This is a genomic window from Cellulomonas sp. B6 (assembly GCF_001462455.1).
Classification (GTDB): domain Bacteria; phylum Actinomycetota; class Actinomycetes; order Actinomycetales; family Cellulomonadaceae; genus Cellulomonas.
The window spans coordinates 1-18,276 of the sequence record NZ_LNTD01000037.1 but is presented as its reverse complement, the minus strand read 5'-3'; the positions used below and the strand labels follow the sequence as shown (position 1 = coordinate 18,276).

Here is an 18,276-nt window from a genome sequence, read left to right as displayed (position 1 = left end):
CACCCGCACGCCGGCCGCCCGCGTGTCGTTCCCGCGCGTCGTGCGCTCGGAGTGGATCAAGCTCTGGAGCGTCCGCTCGACGTACTGGACGATCGGCATCACGCTCGCGGTGCTCGTGCTGCTCGCGTGGGCCATGGCCGCGGCGTTCTCGTTCGCCGGCTTCAACGGCGAGCCCGGCTCGGCGGCCATCGTCTACAACGTGCTCGCCCCGGGCCAGATCTTCGGCGCCCTCACCCTCGTGGTCGTCGCAGCACTCGTCGTGACGGGCGAGTACGGCACCGGGCAGATCCGCTCGACGCTCACCGCGGTCCCCACACGTCTGCCCGTGCTGTGGGCCAAGGCGCTCGTGGTGCTCGTCGTCACGTTCGCCACCGCGGCGATCGGGACCGTGCTGCAGCTCCTGCTGGCGGGCGCTCTCGAGCCGGCGATGCGACCTGACTGGTCCGACCCCGAGATGCTCCGCATCGTGCTCGGCACGCCGCTGTACATCGCGACGGTCGCGCTGCTCGGGTTCGCCGTCGGCGCGCTGCTGCGCAACACCGCCGCGACGATCGCGATCGTCATCGGCTTCGTGCTGGTGATCGAGAGCGTGCTCAACCTCATCTCGTGGAAGCCGCTCGAGTGGGTCCGCCCGTTCCTGCCGTCGTCGGCGGGCGCCCGGCTCTCGACCCCCGAGGAGTTCCTCGAGATGACGAACCAGATGTCGAACCAGGCCGTCGACCTCAGCCCGTGGCAGGGGTACGCGGTGCTGGTCGGCTGGGTCGTGCTGCTGGTCGCCCTGGCGGCCGTGCGGCTGCGCACGCGCGACGCCTGAGGGGGCGTCCGCGCGACGACGACGCGGCGCACCACCGTCCTGGAGGGGGACGGCGGTGCGCCGCGTTCGTGCGTCCGGAGGCTCGTGCGTCCGGGGGCTCGTGCGTCCGGGGGCTCGTGCGTCCGGACGCGCGTGCTCGGGCGTGCGGGGCTCGGGCCTCCGGTGCCGGGCCGTCAGGCCGCGTGCGCGCCGTGCGTGCCTTCGGCCCCGGCGCGCGCCTCGCGCCGCGCCGCCCGCCGCGCACCCGCGCGCAGCCGCGCCCGCTCGACGAGCGTGTAGAGCACCGGCACGAGCACGAGCGTCAGCAGCGTCGAGGTGAACAGGCCGCCGATCACGACGATCGCGAGCGGCCGCGAGATGAACACGCCGCCGCCCGTGAGGCCGAGCGCCATCGGCACGAGCGCGAAGATCGTCGCCGCCGCGGTCATGACGATGGGCCGCAGTCGCTTGCGGGCACCCTCGGTCACGGCCTCGTCGAGGTCGCGGCCCCGCTCGCGGTACTGGTTGACGAGGTCGACCAGCACGATCGCGTTGGTGACGACGACGCCGATGAGCATGAGCACGCCGATCAGCGCCGGCACGCCCAGCGGCGTGCCGGTGACCAGCAGCCCCACGAGCGCCCCGGTCGCCGCGAACGGCACCGAGACCATGAGGATCACCGGCTGCAGGAGCGACCGGAACGTCGCGACCATGACGACGTAGACGATCGCGATCGCGATCAGCAGCGCGAGCCCGAGGTCGGAGAACGCGTCCTCCTGGTCGGCCGCGACGCCCGCGACCTCGACGCTCGCACCCGCGGGCACGTCGACGTCCTCGAGCGCGGTGCGCAGGCGCTGCGTGAGCGCACCGAGGTCCTGGTCCGCCGGGGTCGCCGAGACCGTGGCGGCGCGCTCGCCGTCGATCCGGGTCGTGGACACGGGCACCTCGACCTGCGCGACGCTCGCCACGGCGGTCAGCGGCACGACTCCCGTGGGCGTGGGCAGCACGAGCTGCTCGAGCTCGGCGACGCTCGCCGGCGCGGGCAGGGTCACGACCGTGACGTCGAGCGGGCCCGCGCCCAGGTCGACCGTGCCGACGGGCTGCGGCGACATGAGCCCCGCGACGGTGCCGACCACCTGGGTCTCCGTGAGCCCGGCCGCGGCGGCCGCCGCGCGGTCGACCGCGACCTGCACGGTCGGCTGGTCGGCCGCGAGGTCGTTCGTCACGTCGGTGGTGCCCTCGACGCCGGCCACGACGTCCCGCACGCGGTCCGCGAGCGCCGCGAGCTCGTCGGGGTCGTCGGACTGCACGACCACGTCGACGGTCGAGGACCCGAACGCCGCGTCCGCGCCGGCCACCACGACGTCACCGGCGGTGCCGGCGGGCAGGTCGGCGACGGCCGCGCGCACGTCGTCGGTGACCTCGGCGTTGTCGGAGTCCGCCGCGAGGGTGAGCGCGAACGTCGCGCGCAGCGCACCGCCACCCGCGAACGCGGCCTCGATCCCGCCCGACGAGCCGACCGTGGTCTGCACGGTCTCGACGCCGTCGACGTCGGCCAGCGCGTCCTCGACGACGCGCGCCGCGGCGTCCTGCGCCTCGAGCGACGTCGCCGGCGGGAACGTCTGCGTGACCGTGAGGGTGTCCTGCCCGGCGTCGCCGAGGAAGTTCGTCTCGAGCCGGGACGCGAGCCCGACCGTGCCGCCGAACACGACGAGCGCGGCGACGATCGTCACGACCGGGTGCGCGAGCGCGCCGCGCAGCGTCGCGAGGTAGCCGCGCTGCATCCACGAGCGGCGCTCCTTCGCCTCGGCCTCGGCGCGGACGCGCTCGGCCTGCGCGGGGTCGGCCGCGTCGGCGCGCACGAACCAGTACGCGAGCACCGGCACGATCGTCAGCGACACGAGCAGCGACGCCGCCAGGGCGATGGCCGTGGTGAACGCGAACGGCCGGAACAGCTCGCCGACCATGCCGCCGACCAGGCCGATCGGCAGGAACACCGCGATCGTCGCGACCGTCGACGCGGTGATCGCCGCGGCGACCTCGCGCACGGCCGTGACGATCGCGTCGCGCTTCGGCTCGCCGTACGACAGGTGCCGCTTGATGTTCTCGATGACGACGATCGAGTCGTCGACCACGCGACCGATCGCGATGGTCATCGCGCCGAGCGTGAGGATGTTGAGCGAGTACCCGGTGAGGCGCAGCCCGATGAACGTCACGAGCAGCGACAGCGGGATCGACACCGCCGACACCAGGGTCGAGCGCAAGGACGCGAGGAACAGCAGGATCACGACCACGGCGAACAGCAGCCCGAGCCCGCCCTCGGTGGCCAGGCCCTCGATGGACTCCTCGATGAACGGCGCCTGGTCGAACACCACGGCGACGTCGACGCCGTCGCCGAGCTGCGCGCGCAGGTCGTCGACCGCCTGCTGCGCGCCGTGCGACACGTCGACCGTGTTGCCCGCCGGGGTCTTCGTGAGCGCGACCGCGAGCGCGGGCTCGCCGTCGAGGCGCGAGAAGCTCGTGGCGGCCACGGGCGCGACCACGACGTCCGCGACGTCGCCGAGCGTCACGGGGCCCGCGGCGCCGAGCAGCGGCAGCGCGCGCAGGTCGTCGACCGACGTGATCGGCGAGCCCGCCTGCACCGAGAGCGTGCGGTCGCCGTCGTCGACCGTGCCCGTGGGCAGCACGACCCCGTTGTCCTGCAGCACGGTCTGCACGGCCGTGGGCGACAGCCCCGCCGCGGTGAGCGCGGGCAGGTCGAGCGTGATCGTCACGGCCTGCTCGGCGACACCCGTCACGGCGACGTCGCGCACGCCCGCGACCTGCTCGAGCCGCGGCGCGACGACGTCCTGCACGACGCGCGCGAGCGCGGCCTGCGGGTCCTCGCCCTCGCGCACGTCGTCGGGCGTGCCGGCGACCGCGAGCTGCACGACCGGGAGGTCGTCGATCGACCCGGTGAACACGCTGGGCTCGACGCCGTCGGGCAGCGACGAGCGGATGCGGTCGACCGCGCGCTGGATCTCCTGCGCGCGGGCGTCGACGTCGACGCCGTACGTGAGCTGCACGGTCGTCGTCGACACCGACGTCGCGGACGTCGAGGTCACCGACTCGACGTCGTCGACGGACGACAGCGCCTGCTCGATCGGCTCGGTGAGCTGCTGCTCGACCAGGTCGGGCGACGAGCCCGGGTCGACCGCGACGACCACGGCCGTCGGGATCTGCAGCGACGGGATGAGCTCCTGCTTGAGGGAGCCGAGGCTGAACCAGCCGAACACCGCGATGGCCACGGTGACCAGCGCGACGACGGAGCGGTTGGCCAGGGACAGCCGGGCGAGGCGGGACACGGTTCCTCCGGAGGCTCGCCGGCGGGCCGGCGGGGACGTCGACGGCACGGGCACGTCGAGGGTACGGCGGAGCGCCGCGGTCGGCGCCTGCCTGGGCAACGGCGGTCGGGAGCGCCGTGTTCCTGACACGGTGACGTGGTCCGCCTCACACCGGGGGCCGACCACCCCGCCGGGCGCGAGAGGCACCCGAGGTTAGGCTCGCCTCATGAGCTCCACCGGCCCGGCCGCCCTGCCCGTCGCCACCACCGGGCGCCCCGCGCCCGTCCTGGGCGAGGTGGTGCGGACGGAACGCCTCACGCCGCACCTCGTGCGCGTGGTGCTCGGCGGTCCGCCGATGCGACCGCTGACGCCGCCGACGTGCGCCGACTCCTACGTCAAGCTCGGCTTCGTGCCCGCGGGCGTGCTCGACGACTGCCCGCTCGCCCCCGACGGCCGCGTCGACCTCGCCGGGCTGCGTGCGCTGCTGCCCGCGGGCGTGCAGGCCCGGCAGCGCGCGTACACGGTCCGCGCGTGGGACGCCGCCGCGCACGAGCTGACCGTCGACCTGGTCGTCCACGGCGACGAGGGCATCGCCGGGCCCTGGGCGGCCACGACCACCCCGGGCGACCGCGTGCTCGTCCACGGCCCCGGCGGCGCGTGGGACCCGCGGCCCGGCGTCGACGCGCACCTGCTGGTCGGCGACGCGAGCGCGCTGCCCGCCGTCGCGGTGGGCCTCGAGCGGCTGCCGCGCGACGCGGTCGGCGCCGCGTTCGTCGAGGTGCACGGCCCCGACGACGAGATCACCCTCGAGGCGCCCGCGGGCGTGACCGTCACGTGGTTGCACCACGGCGACGCCCCCGCGGGTTCGACGCTGCCGGCCGCCGTCCGGGCCTGGGCCTGGCCCGCCGGCCGGGTCGGCGCCTTCGTGCACGGCGAGGCGGGCGCGGTCAAGGACCTGCGCGCCTACCTGCGCACCGAGCGCGGCGTCGCGCGCGAGGACCTGTCGATCTCCGGCTACTGGCGCCTGGGCGCCGACGACGAGGGCTGGCGCGCGGGCAAGCGCGCGTGGAACGCGCAGATCGAGGCGACGGAGGCGGCCGCGGGACTCGCCTGAGGCACCCGCCCGGCGCCGCACCACCGAACCGGGGACGGACCGCCGAGCGCGGTACGCCCACCGCCCCGTCGGGACCGGACCGGACCGGACCTGACCGGACCGGACCGCGAGCGCGGCACACGTTCCCCGAGTGCGGCACACGTGTGCACCGCGCTCGACGCACGAGTACCGCACTCGGGGGCGAGTACCGCGCTCGCGGTGCCGTGCACCGGTCGAGCAGCGCAGCCGAGCGGCCGTACGCCGGACGCCGCACGCACCGGGGCGCTACGGTGCTCCTGCCCGTGACACCCGCGAGGAGGCTTCGTTGCTGCGCGCCCTGCCCGTGATCGTCGAGCTCGCCCTGCTGGTGTACTGCCTGATCGACTGCATCCAGTCCGACACGGACCGCGTGCGGAACCTGTCGAAGGGGTGGTGGGTCGTCCTGATCGTCGTGCTGCCGATCGCCGGCGGCATCGCGTGGCTGGTCGCGGGACGCCCGCTGACGCCGCGCACCCACGTGCCGTGGCCGTCGACGACGACCGCCGGCTTCCCGGAGTACGAGCGCCCTCGCCGGTACGGCGACGACGCGGCCGCGGAGGAGCGTCGGCGCGCCGAGGAGCGACGGTCGGACGAGCTGCACGAGCAGATGCTGCGTGACTGGGAGGCGCAGCTGCGCGCCCGCGAGCAGGGCGGGGCCGGAGCGTCCGGGACCGCGGGGACCACCGGGACCACCCGGACCGACGGCACCGAGCACGACCGCCCCTGAGACGGGTCCGCGGCCGCGTCCGCGCAGAGTCCGGACGGCACCCGAGCCGCACCTGGACGGCGCGGCGCTCCCGCACCTCACATCTCGACGACCTGCCCCGCGGCCGGCAGGCCGGGCGTGATCTCGGTGCGGACGGTCGACGCGCGGGACGGGTCGGTGACGTCGGGCAGCACGCGCGCGTCGCGCCACCGGAACGGGATGCCGGCCGCGCGCAGCGGCTGGGGGCGGTCCATGAGCTGCACGTGCAGGTGCGGCTCGCTCGAGTTGCCGGAGTTGCCGACCTCGCCCAGCACGTCCCCGGCGGCGACGCGCTGCCCGGGCCGCACGCGCGCGCTGCCGCGTCGCAGGTGCGCGACCAGCGAGAACACGCCGTCGCCGTGGTCGAGCACCACGTGGTTGCCGACGACGGCCGAGGGGCCACCGAGGTCTCGCGTCGCCTCGACGGTCATGAGGTACGCGAGCGCGGGCCAGGACGTGCGGCCCCGGTGGTCGCGGCGGCCGTCGACGACGCGCACGACCGTGCCGTCGGCGACCGCGTGCACGGGACGACCGAACGAGGGGAACGTCTCGGGCCGGGGGAACCCGCCGCGCCAGGGCACGGTCGCGGGCGTCCCCGGCGGGCTGGGCAGCAGCACGTCGATCGCGTACGTCTGGCCGTAGGCCCGGATCCCGTGGCTCGGCACCTGGTCGGCCGGGCTGTTGACGACGGTCCAGCGGCCCCGCAGCGGTGACGCGACCTCGACGGGGTCGCGCTCGACGCGTGGCGGCCGGACGAACCACAGACCCACGAGGACCGCGGCGCCCGCGAACCACACCACCGGGTGCGGGTCGAGCACGCGGCCGACGACGATCCAGGCGAGGACGCCCCAGAACCACACGGGCATGAGCCCCGCGACGGCGCGTCGCGGCCCGTCGAGCGGCGCGCGGCGGGACCCGGGGCGGGGCTCGGGACGCGACCCGGCCCCGGTCGGCGGTGCGGCGCTCATCGGACCGCCGCCAGCAGCGTCGTGAGCAGCGGGACGAGCCGCTCGGCGGGCACGACGTGCTCGCCGCCGGCCGCCGCGCGCAGCCAGCCGGCCGCCTGGAGCTGGCGCAGGTGGTGGTAGACCTGACCGGTCGAGCCCACGTCGACCGCGTCGGCGAGGTCGCGCGCGGTGCGGGCGCCGTCGAGGACCGCACGCAGCAGCGCGAGCCGCACGGGGTGCCCGAGCGCCGCGAGCACGGGCGCCAGGTCGGCCCAGTCGGCCGCGAGCACGTCGTCGGTGGTCAGCGCGTACTGCCACCGGGCCTCATCGCCCGCGGGCGTGCGGACGTCGCCGACCATCATGACCGCACCGCTCGACGCGGGGCGGTCGACGCGGGCCGTGAGGCCGTGCAGGGCCCAGAACCGGTCGTCCGGGTCGTCCGGGTCGTCGGCGGCGGGGTCGGTGGCGACACGTGGAGGCGAGGCCTCGAGGGCCGCGACGCGCTCCTCGAGCGCGTCGACGCGGGTGCGCAGGTCGTCGTCCATCCGTCGAGCGTAACGGAATATCGGATTTTCGGAAGGCGGGTGCACGACCCTCGTGCCCCCGCCGGGGTTCGAACCCGGACTGGACCGGGTTTAAGCCGGTTGCCTCTGCCGGTTGGGCTACGGGGGCGCGGTCGTCATCCTGCCAGCGCACGGCCCACCCGTGCCGGGACCGCGACGCGCCCCGCAGCACCAGCGCGCCCCGGACGCACGACGCCCCCGCGACCACGGCGGCGGGTCGCGGGGGCGTCGTCGGCGGACGGGCGTCAGGACGCGTGCGCGTCTCCCTTCGCCGCCGGGGAGTCCTTCTCGGCCTTGGACGCCGGCAGCGACGGCGCGCCGGTCGCACCGTCGGTCGGCGCCGTGGCCTGCGAGGTCTGCTCGACCTTGGGCTTCGGCGGCACGGACGCGGCGCGGAACTCGGCGCGCGGGTCGTGCAGCGACCCCAGCGCGACGACCTCGCGGCGCAGCAGCACCGACCCGGTCCAGCCCGCGGCGATCCGCAGCTTGCGGTTGAACGTCGGCATCGCGAACACGTGGTACGTGCGGTGCAGGACCCACGCGAGGAACCCGCGGACCTTGATCTTGCCGAACATCTGCGCGACGCCCTTGTACATGCCGAGCGACGCGACCGCGCCCACGTTCTTGTGCTTGTACGGCGTCGGGCGGCCCGAGCGCAGCACCACGGCGAGGTTGTCGCCGATGTGGTTGCCCTGCCGCAGCGCGTGCTGCGCGTTCGGCGGGCAGAACTTGCCGGGGTTGTACAGGTCGGGCACCGCGGCGCAGTCACCCGCGGACCACGCGTCGGCCACGACCGTGCCGTCCTCGGCGGTCACCTGCAGCTCGGCGTTGCAGATGACGCGGCCCATCTTGTCCAGCGGCAGGTCCGACTCCTGCAGCACCGGGTTGGCCTTGACGCCCGCGGTCCACACGACCGTCTCGGCGTCGAACTCGGTGCCGTTCGACAGCACGATGTGCCCGTCGACGCAGGACGACAGGAACGTCGACAGGAAGATCTCGATGTCGCGCTTGCGCAGCTGCTCGAGCGTGTAGCCGCCGAGCTCCTCGCTCACCTCGGGCAGGATGCGCGGGCTGCCCTCGACCAGCACGAAGCGCAGCTCGTCCTGCTCGATCTGCTTGTACTTGCGCACCGCGTAGCGCGCCATGTCCTCGACCTCGCCGAGCGCCTCGACGCCCGCGAACCCGCCGCCGACGAACACGAACGTCAGCATGCGGCGCCGCAGCTCCGGGTCCCACGTGGACGCCGCGACGTCGATGCGGCCCAGCACGTGGTTGCGGACCGCGATGGCCTCCTCGACGTTCTTGAAGCCGATCGCGACCTCGGCGAGACCGGGGATGGGCAGCGTGCGCGCGACCGACCCGAGGCCCACGACCAGGTGGTCGTACGTCACCCAGTACGGCTCGCCCTCGATGGGCGTGATCTGCACGCGGCGGTTGGCGTGCTCGATGTGCGTGACGTGGCCCTGCAGCACGTCGACGCCCTTGAGCGCGCGACGGTGCGGGGCGACGACGTTGCGGGGGTCGATGGACCCGGCCGCCGCCTCGGGCAGGAACGGCGCGTAGGTCATGTACGGGCGTGGGTCGACGACCACGATGGCCGCCTCGCGCCGGCCGAGACGACGGCGCAGCCGACGGGCCGAGTACAGGCCCACCGTGCCGCCGCCGAGGACCAGGACGCGCGGCACCTTGCGGGGCTTGCCGGCCGGCGCCGGCATGAGCTCGCCGGACGGGCGGGCGGCGTCGACGGACGCGGTGGGCGACTGAGGCATACCTCATACGGTAGACGTGCACGCGCTCCCACGCGCCCTCCGGAGCCGGTGATGCCGCGCACACCGAGCACACCGCGACCGCCTGCTGCCGGGCCTCAGGTCCCGGCGGAGCCCTCACGTGCGACGACGCCACCCGGACGGTCCGGCGTTCCCTCGTGACCCTCGACGACCGCTGTCGCGCCCTCGCCCGCCCCGTCGCCGGCCGGGACCGCAGCCGCGGCCCCGGGCGTCCCGCGCTCGACCCGCACGCCCGTGATCCGCCGGCGGTCGACCGCGCGCACCCGCAGCCGGGTCGGCGGCTCGTCGGCCGGCGCGTCGTCGCCCTCCGCCCCGGCCTCGACCTCCACCACGTCCCCGGGCGACGGGATGCGCCCGAACCGCGCCAGCAGGTACCCCGCGACGGTCTCGTACGGCCCCTCGGGCAGCTCGACCCCCGTGCGGTCGGCGAACTCCTCGAGCGTGAGCCCCGCGTCGACGTCCGCGGTCCCCGTCACGCGCACCGGCACGGGGTCGTACTCGTCGACGATGTCGCCGACCAGCTCCTCCAGCAGGTCCTCGAGCGTCACGATGCCGTCGGTGCCGCCGTACTCGTCGACGACCACGGCGATGTGCGCACCCGTGCGGCGCATGGTCGACAGCGTCGGCAGCACCGCGTTGGTGCCCGGCAACGACACGATGGGCCGCGTCACGCTGCCGACGGTCTTCACGGAGACCTCGACGATCGCCTCGACGACTCCCTCGCGGCCGTGCGTGTCGGGGTCCTCCTCGGCCTCGCGCACGGCGCGCGCGACGGGCGCGAGCAGGTCGCGCACGTGCACGAACCCGACGATGTCGTCGAAGTCCTCGCCCGTCACGGGGTACCGCGAGTACGGCAGCGTCCCGACGAGCCGCGCGGCCTCCGCGATCGGGGCGTCGGCGGCGAGGAACGTCACGTCGGCGCGCGGGCGCATGACCTCGACGAGCGAGCGGTCGCCGACGTCGAACACGTCGTCGATGAGGCGGCGCTCGTCCTCGGGCAGGTCGGGGTGCGAGCGCACGAGGTCGCGCAGCTCCTCGTCGGTGATCTGGTCGCTCGTGGCGGCCGGGTCGAAGCCGAGGAGCCGGACGACCCCGTTGGTGGACTTCGACAGCAGCCAGATCACGGGCGTCATGAGCACCGCGAACCGGTCGAGCGGCGGCCCCACCCACAGCGACACGCGCGCCGCCTGCTGCATCGCGATGCGCTTGGGCACGAGCTCGCCCAGCACGAGCGACAGGTACGCGATCACGAGCGTGAGGGCGATCAGCGCGACCCCCTCGGCCGTGCCCTGCGGCAGCCCGAGCGACACGAACAGCGGCGCGACGGCGGGCGCGAGCGACGACGCCCCGAACGCCGCCGAGAAGAACCCGGCGACGGTCACGCCGATCTGGACCGCCGCGAGGAACCGGTTGGGGTTGCGCGCGACGGCCGCGACGCGCACGCCGCGCGCACCCTGCTTCTCGATCTGCCCGAGCTGCGACTCGCGCAGCGAGACCAGCGCGAGCTCGGTGCCGGCGAACACGCCGCCGACGAGGATGAACAGCAGGACGAGACCGATGTCGGCCCAGGTGTCAGCGGTCACGGCTCGGATCCGAGGTCGGCGGCGGGGACACGCTCACCTTAGGGCCGGGAACGTCGCCCCGCCCGCACGACGGCGGGCGGGGCGACGCCCGTCAGGGTGCGGCCGGCGGGGCCACGTCGCCGTCCGGCGCGTCGCCGTCGGGGGACGGTGCGCTCGCGGCGTCGGACGCGTCGCCCGCGCTCGGGGCCTCGCTCGACGCGGCGTCCGCGGCGCCCGGGTCCGTCCCCTCGACGGCCGAGCCCGGCGTCGGCGAGGGTACGGGACGCGGCTTCGTCGACGTGACGGCGTCACCGCCCCAGGCGCGCACGGCTCCCGCGTCGGCGAACGGCCAGGCGGGCGCCCGCACGAGGTCGGGGTCCGCGACGACCTCCTGGCCGGTGCCGTCGTAGGACCACCCGCCCTCGGTCAGGCTGTGCAGGGGGTACACGTTCCAGCGCAGCTGCCCGCCGGGCCCGGGGACGCCGACGTGGTACGTCGGCTCCGACGCACCGTCCGGCCAGTACTTCTGACGGTGCCAACGGTCGTTGCCTCCCGGGTCGGTGAGGACCGGGCGGCCGCGCTGGTCGACGACCTGCGCACCGTCGACCGGCTGCCCGTCGGCGTCGTAGACGAACAGGTTGAACGCGCGCTCGCCGTCGACGACCACGCCGTCCGACGGCCTGGTCGCGACCGCCACGGCCGACTCCAGCATCGCCCGCTCCTTGCCCTGCTGGTCGGGCAGGCCGACGAGGAGGACCACCGTGACGACCGCCAGCACCGCGCTGAGCAGGAGCAGAGCACGCCGCCACCGCGGCCCGGTGCGCCAGCGCCCGCGCCCCCACTGGGCGCTCGCGACGACCGCGAGGCCCAGCAGCACCCAGCCGGCCATCGACGACGGAAGCCAGAACGCCACTCCCCCGTCGGCGCCGCTCATCTGCAGCAGGACGTGCGCGAGGGCCCAGCCGCGCAGCACCCACCACGCGGGACGCAGCGCGACGAGCAGGTCCTCGACCGGCGGCCACCAGCGGGTCGCGCGCAGCCGGTGCAGCACCTGCCGCGCTCGCTCCACGGTCGCGCGCCAGGGCGCCCCGAGCGCCGAGCGGAACCCGCCGGGCCCCACGGCCTCGGTCGGAGCGAGGCCGGCAGCGGTGCGCAGCTCCTCGGCGTACGCGGCGGGCGGCCCGAACTCGTCGGCGAGCGAGCCGCCGCCGTGCCGTCGACGGTCGTCCGCCAGCGCGTCGGCCAGGTTGACCTCGAGTCCGTCGGTGAGGTCGTCGACCTGCTCGGCACCCAGGCCGGCCAGCGCGGCCCGCACCTGCGCGGCGTAGGTGCGCACGTCGTGCGCCACGGCGTCGTCGATGACGGTCATGCTGCCCCCTCGGTCTCGAGCAGGCGCCCCATGGTGCCGGCGAACTCCTGCCAGTCCTTGCGCTGCGCGGCCAGCACGGCGCGGCCCTGCGCGTTGATGCCGTAGTACTTCCGGTGCGGCCCCTCGTCGCTGGGCACGACGTACGACGTCAGCGCGCCCGAGGAGTACAGGCGCCGCAGCGTGCCGTAGACCGACGCGTCACCCACCTCCTCGATGCCCGCCGCGCGCAGCCGACGCACGACGTCGTACCCGTAGCCGTCCTCGTCGGCGACGACGGCGAGCACGGCGAGGTCCAGCACCCCCTTGAGCAGCTGTGTCGTGTCCATGCACCCTCCTGCGCTCGGACCGGTCCGCGCCGCCGGCCCCGCGCGGCGGGGCCGGCGGGCGGCACGTGGTGCGGGTTCCCTCCAGAGCCCGCACCTCGCACAGTAGTGCGCAGTCCGCACTACTGTCCACGACACGCCACAGCGCGCCACACCTTCTCGCGTCACGGGAGCCGACGCGGCGGTCGCCCGTACGGGCCGGGGCGTCGGCACGCGGACGTCCCAGGACGTGCTCCACCCCGCGACCGGTCCCGAGGCCGGTCGCGGTGCCGGCCGGCGGCGCGGCCGTCAGCGCTCCGCGACGCTCCAGGCGATGCCGTCGAGGATGTCGTGCTCCGACGTCACGACCTGCGTCAGCGTTCCCCCGGCGGCCGCCACCTCGTCACGCACGCGCGTGACGACGTCGCGCCACACGAGCGCCCCGGCGCCGATGACGTCGACACGCCCGGGGTGCAGGTACGGCAGCGCCGCCCGCTCGTCGCGCGTCCGGGCGAGCATGTCCTCGCACGCCGCGAGCACGTCGTCGACCCCCAGCACGGCGCCGTCGATGCGGTCGCGGTCGTACCGGTCGAGGCGCAGCGCGTGCGCCGTCAGCGTCGTGACCGACCCCGCGAGGCCCACGAGCGTGACCGTGCGCCCCAGCGGGACGACGGCCGCGGCGGCGTCGAGCGCCGCGTGCACGTCGGCGTCGGCCGCCGCGCGCTGCGCCGGTGTCGGCGGGTCGTCGTGCAGGTGGCGCTCGGTGAGCCGCACCGAGCCGACGTCCATCGACAGTGCCGCCTCCGGGACGTCCGTGCCGAGCACCAGCTCGGTCGAGCCGCCGCCCAGGTCGACCACCAGGAACGGGCCGTCGAACCGGCTCGCGAGCACGCCCGTGGCCCCCCGGAACGACAGCCGCGCCTCCTCGTCGCCCGCGATCACCTCGGGGTCGACGCCGAGCGCGTCCCGCACGCCCGCCACGAACTCGTCGCGGTTGCGGGCGTCACGGGTCGCCGAGGTCGCGACGAAGCGCAGCGCCTGCACCCCGAGCTCGTCGCACACCGCGCGGTACCCGCGTGCCGCCGTGAGCGTGCGCGCCAGCGCCTCCGGCGCGAGGACGCCCGTGCGGTCGACGCCCTGCCCGAGGCGCACGACCTCGTTGCTGCGGTGCAGGTCGACGAGCGTCCCGGCGACCGGGTCGACGTCGGCGACGAGCAGACGGATGGAGTTGGTCCCGCAGTCGATGGCTGCCACGCGTGTCACCGGGTCATCGTGCCACCGCGCGCCGACACGTCCCGCCACGATCCGCGCCGGACCGCCCGGTGGACCGGCTCAGCAGGTGCAGCGGTCGGGGCGCCACCGGTCGGCGACCATCGCGAGAGCCTCGTCGCCGACCGGGTTGACGCCCGGACCGGCGGCCAGCGCGTGCGCGACCAGCACGTGGAGGCACTTGACGCGCTGCGGCATGCCCCCGGCCGAGATGCCCGCGATCTCCGGCACGTGCGCGATCGCCTCGCGGTCCGCGAGGTAGGCCTCGTGCGCACGCCGGTGGGCCGCGGCGAGCTCGTCGTCCTCCGCGAGCCGCTGCGTCATCTCCTTCATCACGCCGGTCGCCTCGACCGAGCTCACGGCCGCGACGGCCTGCGGCGACGTCAGGTAGTACGTCGTGGGGAACGGCGTGCCGTCGTCGAGCCGCGGCGCCGTGCGGACCACGAGCGGGCGGCCGCACACGCAGCGCGCCGCGACGCCGACCACGCCGCGCGGCGGGCGTCCGAGCTGCTCGGTCAGCACCTCGACGTCGTGCGCGCTCACCGCGTCGGTCACGCCAGGCGCCACGGGGGGCGCGGGCAGCGCCGAGGGGCCGGGCACGTCACGGTGCGCGGTGGGGTCGGGTCGTGCGGGCACGGCTGTCCGTTCGTCGTCCGGTGCGGGACGACCATCATCCCTCACGCGCCACCGGGGACGGCAGCCCGGGACGCCCACCGGCGACCGTCGGCTCACGACGCCGGGCCGCACGTGCGGGTCGGGGCGTCCGGCCCGCGACGCGTCAGCCCGCGGGGTCCGCGTCCGCGTCCCCGGCGGGGGCGTCGGGTGCGGGTGGCGCGTCGGACGCGGGAGGTGCCGCCGGTGCGGCGGGGTCGGTCCCGTCGACGTCGAGGCCGCCGGCGATCTCGACGGAGTCCCACACCGAGGAGTACCACGGCCGGGTCGCGCCGTCGGCCGCGGTCGACACGGGTCCGTCGTCGGCCGCCGGGGCGTCGGGGACCGTCTGGGGGTCGACGACGACGAAGGCCGTCTCCCCCGGCATGACGAACGAGAGCCGCTCGCGCGCCTGGGCGATGACGTACGCCTGGTCGTCCCAGCGCCGCAGCTCGGCCTCGAGGTCCGACTTCTCGGCGACGGCCGCGTCCCGCTGCGCGGTGAGCTGGCGCACCTCGGCGCGCGTCTGCAGGTACGTCCCGAGCGTGGGGTACACCAGCACGAACGCCACGAGCAGCACGAGCGAGAACACCATCGCCCGCACCGTGAACATGCGGGGCACGGGCAGCCGCGCCGACTCGGCGCGGGCCGTGCCGCGCGGCGGCGTCCCCGTGCGCCCGGGCCCCGAGCGCCCGGAGGCGCCGCGGCCCGCACCCGGCCGGGACGACGACGGAGCGACCTTCGGGACCGCGCCCGAGCGCGGCGGGGCCGCGCGCACGCCGCGCGGTGCCGACGGCGCACCGGCCGGGCGCGCCCCGGCCGGGCGGGCCGCGCGCGGGACCGCACCCGACGGCGCGTCGTCGCGGACCGGGCGCCGTCCGGCGCCGGGCGCGGGCGGACGGCGCGACGTGGGCATGGCCCCGATTGTGCCCCGCGACCGGCGGATCGGCCGGACGTGGACCCGCCGTGTCCGCGTCCGGGACCGGGTGTGCACGGACCCGTCACGTCGCGCACACACCGGACGGACGCGGGACCGGGCATGCTCGCGCCCCGCGCCCGCACCTCACGCGCCGGGCCGGTCGCACGCCCCCACGCACGACGACGCCCGGCCCACCGCGAGGGTGGACCGGGCGTCGTCGTCAGTGCTGGATCAGCCCTGGAAGCGCGGGAAGGCGCTCGCACCGGCGTAGATGCCGGCGTCGTCGAGCTCCTCCTCGATGCGCAGGAGCTGGTTGTACTTGTTGATGCGCTCGCCGCGGGCGGGCGCACCGGTCTTGATCTGGCCGGCGTTCGTCGCGACCGACAGGTCGGCGATCGTCGTGTCCTCGGTCTCGCCCGAGCGGTGCGAGGTCATCGTCGTGAAGCCCGAGCGCTGCGCGAGGGCGACCGCGTCGAGGGTCTCGGTGAGCGTGCCGATCTGGTTGAGCTTGACCAGCAGCGAGTTCGCGGCCTTGAGCTGGATGCCCTTGGCCAGACGCTCCGGGTTGGTGACGAACAGGTCGTCGCCGACGATCTGGACCTTGCCGCCGACCTTGCCGACGAGCTCGGACCACGAGTCCCACTCGTCCTCGGACAGCGGGTCCTCGATGGAGACCAGCGGGTAGTCCGCGACGAGCTGCTCGTAGAACGCGATCATCTCGGCGGGGGTCTTGGCGACGCCCTCGAACTGGTACGCGCCGTCCTTGAAGAACTCGGTGGCGGCCACGTCGAGCGCGAGCGCGACGTCCTTGCCGGGCACGAAGCCGGCCTTCTCGATCGCGACGAGGATGAGGTCGAGCGCGGCGCGGTTCGACTCGAGGTTCGGCGCGAAGCCGCCCTCGTCGCCGAGACCCGTCGACAGGCCCTTGCCCTTCAGCACGGACTTGAGCGAGTGGTAGACCTCGGTGCCGGTGCGCAGCGCCTCACGGAACGTCGTGGCGCCGATCGGGGCGACCATGAACTCCTGGATGTCGACGTTGGAGTCGGCGTGCGACCCACCGTTGAGGATGTTCATCATCGGCACGGGCAGGACGTGCGCGTTGGGGCCGCCGACGTAGCGGAACAGCGGCAGGTCGGCCGAGTCGGCCGCGGCCTTGGCGACCGCGAGCGAGACGCCCAGGATCGCGTTGGCGCCGAGCTTGCCCTTGTTGGGCGTGCCGTCGAGCTCGATGAGCGCGGCGTCGACCAGACGCTGCTCGCTCGCCTCGAAGCCGATGAGCTCGGGGGCGATCTCGTCGATCACGGCGTTGACGGCACCCTGGACGCCCTTGCCGCCGTAGCGGGGGTCGTCGCCGTCACGGCGCTCGACGGCCTCGAACGCGCCGGTGGACGCACCCGACGGGACGGCGGCACGCGCGATGGTGCCGTCGTCGAGGGCGACCTCGACCTCGACAGTGGGGTTGCCGCGCGAGTCCAGGATCTCGCGGGCGCCGACGGCCTCGATGCTGGCCATGGTGCTCCTTCGACAGACGGTGGGTTTGCGCACCCAGCCTAGTGCCGCTGGTCAGCGGTGACGGAGGGACCTTCGGCTGCTGGACCGCACGCCTCTGACCTGCGACGACGCGTCACGCTCCCCGGGTGGCCGCGCGCAGGGCCCGCGTGCGAGCATGCGACGTGACCTCTGCCGACGCCGCGGCGTCGCCCGCACCGCCACCCGACGCGCTCGTGCGCCGCCTGCGCGCGGCGGGCTGCGTGTTCGCCGAGGACGAGGCGGCGCTGCTGACGGCGGCCGCCACGGGTCCGGTGCTCGAGGACCTCGTCGCCCGACGCGTCGCGGGCGAGCCGCTCGAGACGGTCCTGGGCTGGGTCGCGTTCGCCGGCCTGCGGCTGGCCGTCGGCCCGGGGGTGTTCGTGCCGCGCCGACGCACCGAGCTGCTCGCGCGCACCGCGGCGACGCTCGCCCGCGCGGCCGGTCCGGCACCCGTCGTCGTCGAGGCGTGCTGCGGCGTCGCACCGGTGGCGACGTTCGTCGCGCACGACGTCCCCGGCGCCGTGCTGCACGCCGCCGACCTCGACCCCGCGGCCACCGCCTGGGCGGCACGCAACCTCGCCGGGCGCGGCAGCGTGTGGACCGGCGACCTGCTGGACCCGGTCCCCCCGGACCTGCGCGGGCGCGTCGACGTGCTCGTCGCCAACGCGCCCTACGTGCCGCACGACGCGGTCGCGACCATGCCGCCCGAGGCGCGCGAGCACGAGCCGCACGTCGCGCTCGACGGCGGTCCGGACGGCGTCGACGTGCAGCGTCGTCTGCTCGCCGCGGCGCCCGCGTGGGTCCGCCCGGGCGGGCACGTGCTGGTCGAGACGAGCCGCGCGCAGGTCACGCTCACGCGCGCCGCGTGCCCGCCCGGATGGCCGGTGGAGGTGCTGCGCGACGACGACGTCGACGGGACCGTCGTCGTCGCGCACCGCCCGCCGCCCACGGGCTGAGACCGCCGCTCCACGAGACCGGGGCGGGCGTGCGGCAGCCGACCCTGGCGCGCCCGCCGCCCGGTCTCGCAGCGACCTCGTCCCGGTGGGCGGACGTCAGGCGACCGCGCAGCTCGCGCCGTTCAGCGCGAACGACGTCGGCCGCGGGTTGCTGCCCGGATGGCTGCCGTTGAAGCCGACGTCGACCGACCCGCCGGCCGCGAGCGTCCCGTTCCACGCGGCGTTGGTCGCGGTGACGGCCGACCCCTGCTGCGTCCACGTGGCGCTCCAGCCCTGCGTGACCTGCTGCCCCCCGGTGAGCGCGAACGTCAGCGTCCAGGCCGTGAGCGCGGCGGCGCCCGTGTTCGTCACGCGGACGTTCGCGGTGAAGCCCGTGCCCCAGTCGTGCGTCGTGTAGGAGACGCGACAGGTCGCCGGGCCGGAGGTCG

Annotated in this window: 16 protein-coding genes and 1 tRNA gene; 4 read left to right on the top strand and 13 right to left on the bottom strand. The window is 75.5% G+C overall.

Features of this window, described 5'->3' with window-relative positions; translation table 11 throughout:
- On the top strand, window positions 1-814 hold an 814-nt coding region (locus tag ATM99_RS19165), incomplete at its 5' end, for an ABC transporter permease subunit (protein WP_190278752.1).
- 173 nt (window positions 815-987) lie between these two features.
- On the opposite strand, the gene ATM99_RS02500 is transcribed toward ATM99_RS19165, so the two are convergent.
- Window positions 988-4,137, bottom strand: a complete 3,150-nt coding sequence (locus tag ATM99_RS02500; RefSeq protein ID WP_062101368.1) for an efflux RND transporter permease subunit — start codon at window positions 4,135-4,137, stop codon at window positions 988-990.
- Between the two features lie 205 nt (window positions 4,138-4,342).
- On the opposite strand from ATM99_RS02500, the gene ATM99_RS02495 reads away from it, so the two are divergent.
- Window positions 4,343-5,230 carry a siderophore-interacting protein gene (locus ATM99_RS02495; RefSeq protein WP_082659153.1) on the top strand — a complete coding sequence of 296 codons (888 nt, stop codon included), beginning with the start codon at window positions 4,343-4,345 and terminating at the stop codon, window positions 5,228-5,230.
- Between the two features lie 304 nt (window positions 5,231-5,534).
- Window positions 5,535-5,975: a PLD nuclease N-terminal domain-containing protein gene (locus ATM99_RS02490; protein WP_082659152.1), complete on the top strand. Its 441-nt coding sequence runs from the start codon at window positions 5,535-5,537 to the stop codon at window positions 5,973-5,975.
- A gap of 77 nt (window positions 5,976-6,052) precedes the next feature.
- On the opposite strand, the gene ATM99_RS02485 is transcribed toward ATM99_RS02490, so the two are convergent.
- The 11 genes from ATM99_RS02485 to eno form a co-directional block, all read right to left on the bottom strand.
- The gene (locus tag ATM99_RS02485; RefSeq protein WP_062101367.1) at window positions 6,053-6,961 is read right to left on the bottom strand and encodes a M23 family metallopeptidase; all 909 of its coding nucleotides are present in this window, start codon (window positions 6,959-6,961) and stop codon (window positions 6,053-6,055) included.
- On the bottom strand, window positions 6,958-7,485 hold the full coding sequence (locus ATM99_RS02480; protein WP_062101366.1) for a helix-turn-helix transcriptional regulator: 528 nt from the start codon (window positions 7,483-7,485) through the stop codon (window positions 6,958-6,960). Before ATM99_RS02480 ends, ATM99_RS02485 begins: the two co-directional genes overlap by 4 nt.
- A 53-nt stretch (window positions 7,486-7,538) precedes the next feature.
- Window positions 7,539-7,612 (bottom strand) — tRNA-Leu (locus tag ATM99_RS02475).
- Window positions 7,613-7,748: 136 nt separating this feature from the next.
- Entirely contained in the window at window positions 7,749-9,272 is a 1,524-nt protein-coding gene (locus tag ATM99_RS02470) for an NAD(P)/FAD-dependent oxidoreductase (RefSeq protein WP_082659151.1), read from the bottom strand.
- Between the two features lie 95 nt (window positions 9,273-9,367).
- Window positions 9,368-10,873: a hemolysin family protein gene (locus tag ATM99_RS02465; RefSeq protein WP_082659150.1), complete on the bottom strand. Its 1,506-nt coding sequence runs from the start codon at window positions 10,871-10,873 to the stop codon at window positions 9,368-9,370.
- A 91-nt stretch (window positions 10,874-10,964) separates the two neighbouring features.
- A complete protein-coding gene (locus ATM99_RS02460; RefSeq protein WP_062101365.1) occupies window positions 10,965-12,221 on the bottom strand; it encodes a hypothetical protein in 1,257 nt (418 codons plus the stop codon).
- Window positions 12,218-12,547 (bottom strand): PadR family transcriptional regulator, encoded by a 330-nt coding sequence (locus ATM99_RS02455; RefSeq protein ID WP_062101364.1) that lies wholly within the window; start codon window positions 12,545-12,547, stop codon window positions 12,218-12,220. Before ATM99_RS02455 ends, ATM99_RS02460 begins: the two co-directional genes overlap by 4 nt.
- A 285-nt stretch (window positions 12,548-12,832) precedes the next feature.
- Complete coding sequence (locus ATM99_RS02450; protein ID WP_062101363.1) at window positions 12,833-13,786, bottom strand: Ppx/GppA phosphatase family protein; 954 nt, start codon at window positions 13,784-13,786, stop codon at window positions 12,833-12,835.
- A 69-nt stretch (window positions 13,787-13,855) separates the two neighbouring features.
- Window positions 13,856-14,374 (bottom strand): DUF501 domain-containing protein, encoded by a 519-nt coding sequence (locus ATM99_RS02445; RefSeq protein WP_062101371.1) that lies wholly within the window; start codon window positions 14,372-14,374, stop codon window positions 13,856-13,858.
- A gap of 196 nt (window positions 14,375-14,570) precedes the next feature.
- Window positions 14,571-15,359 carry a septum formation initiator family protein gene (locus ATM99_RS19605; RefSeq protein ID WP_223304770.1) on the bottom strand — a complete coding sequence of 263 codons (789 nt, stop codon included), beginning with the start codon at window positions 15,357-15,359 and terminating at the stop codon, window positions 14,571-14,573.
- 234 nt (window positions 15,360-15,593) lie between these two features.
- Window positions 15,594-16,874 carry a phosphopyruvate hydratase gene (eno, locus tag ATM99_RS02435; protein WP_062101362.1) on the bottom strand — a complete coding sequence of 427 codons (1,281 nt, stop codon included), beginning with the start codon at window positions 16,872-16,874 and terminating at the stop codon, window positions 15,594-15,596.
- Between the two features lie 161 nt (window positions 16,875-17,035).
- On the opposite strand from eno, the gene ATM99_RS02430 reads away from it, so the two are divergent.
- Window positions 17,036-17,848 (top strand): putative protein N(5)-glutamine methyltransferase, encoded by an 813-nt coding sequence (locus ATM99_RS02430; protein ID WP_062101361.1) that lies wholly within the window; start codon window positions 17,036-17,038, stop codon window positions 17,846-17,848.
- A gap of 96 nt (window positions 17,849-17,944) precedes the next feature.
- On the opposite strand, the gene ATM99_RS02425 is transcribed toward ATM99_RS02430, so the two are convergent.
- A partial coding sequence (locus ATM99_RS02425; protein ID WP_190278751.1) for a cellulose-binding domain-containing protein occupies window positions 17,945-18,276 on the bottom strand: 332 nt, incomplete at its 5' end.

Excerpts from the sequence above, each read along its gene's own strand:
- ATM99_RS02495 (WP_082659153.1), top strand. The coding sequence starts at position 4,343 with ATGAGCTCCACCGGCCCGGCCGCCCTGCCCGTCGCCACCACCGGGCGC.
- ATM99_RS02485 (WP_062101367.1), bottom strand. The coding sequence starts at position 6,961 with ATGAGCGCCGCACCGCCGACCGGGGCCGGGTCGCGTCCCGAGCCCCGC.
- ATM99_RS02480 (WP_062101366.1), bottom strand. The coding sequence starts at position 7,485 with ATGGACGACGACCTGCGCACCCGCGTCGACGCGCTCGAGGAGCGCGTC.
- ATM99_RS02470 (WP_082659151.1), bottom strand. The coding sequence starts at position 9,272 with ATGCCTCAGTCGCCCACCGCGTCCGTCGACGCCGCCCGCCCGTCCGGC.
- ATM99_RS02460 (WP_062101365.1), bottom strand. The coding sequence starts at position 12,221 with ATGACCGTCATCGACGACGCCGTGGCGCACGACGTGCGCACCTACGCC.
- ATM99_RS02455 (WP_062101364.1), bottom strand. The coding sequence starts at position 12,547 with ATGGACACGACACAGCTGCTCAAGGGGGTGCTGGACCTCGCCGTGCTC.
- ATM99_RS19605 (WP_223304770.1), bottom strand. The coding sequence starts at position 15,359 with ATGCCCACGTCGCGCCGTCCGCCCGCGCCCGGCGCCGGACGGCGCCCG.
- eno (WP_062101362.1), bottom strand. The coding sequence starts at position 16,874 with ATGGCCAGCATCGAGGCCGTCGGCGCCCGCGAGATCCTGGACTCGCGC.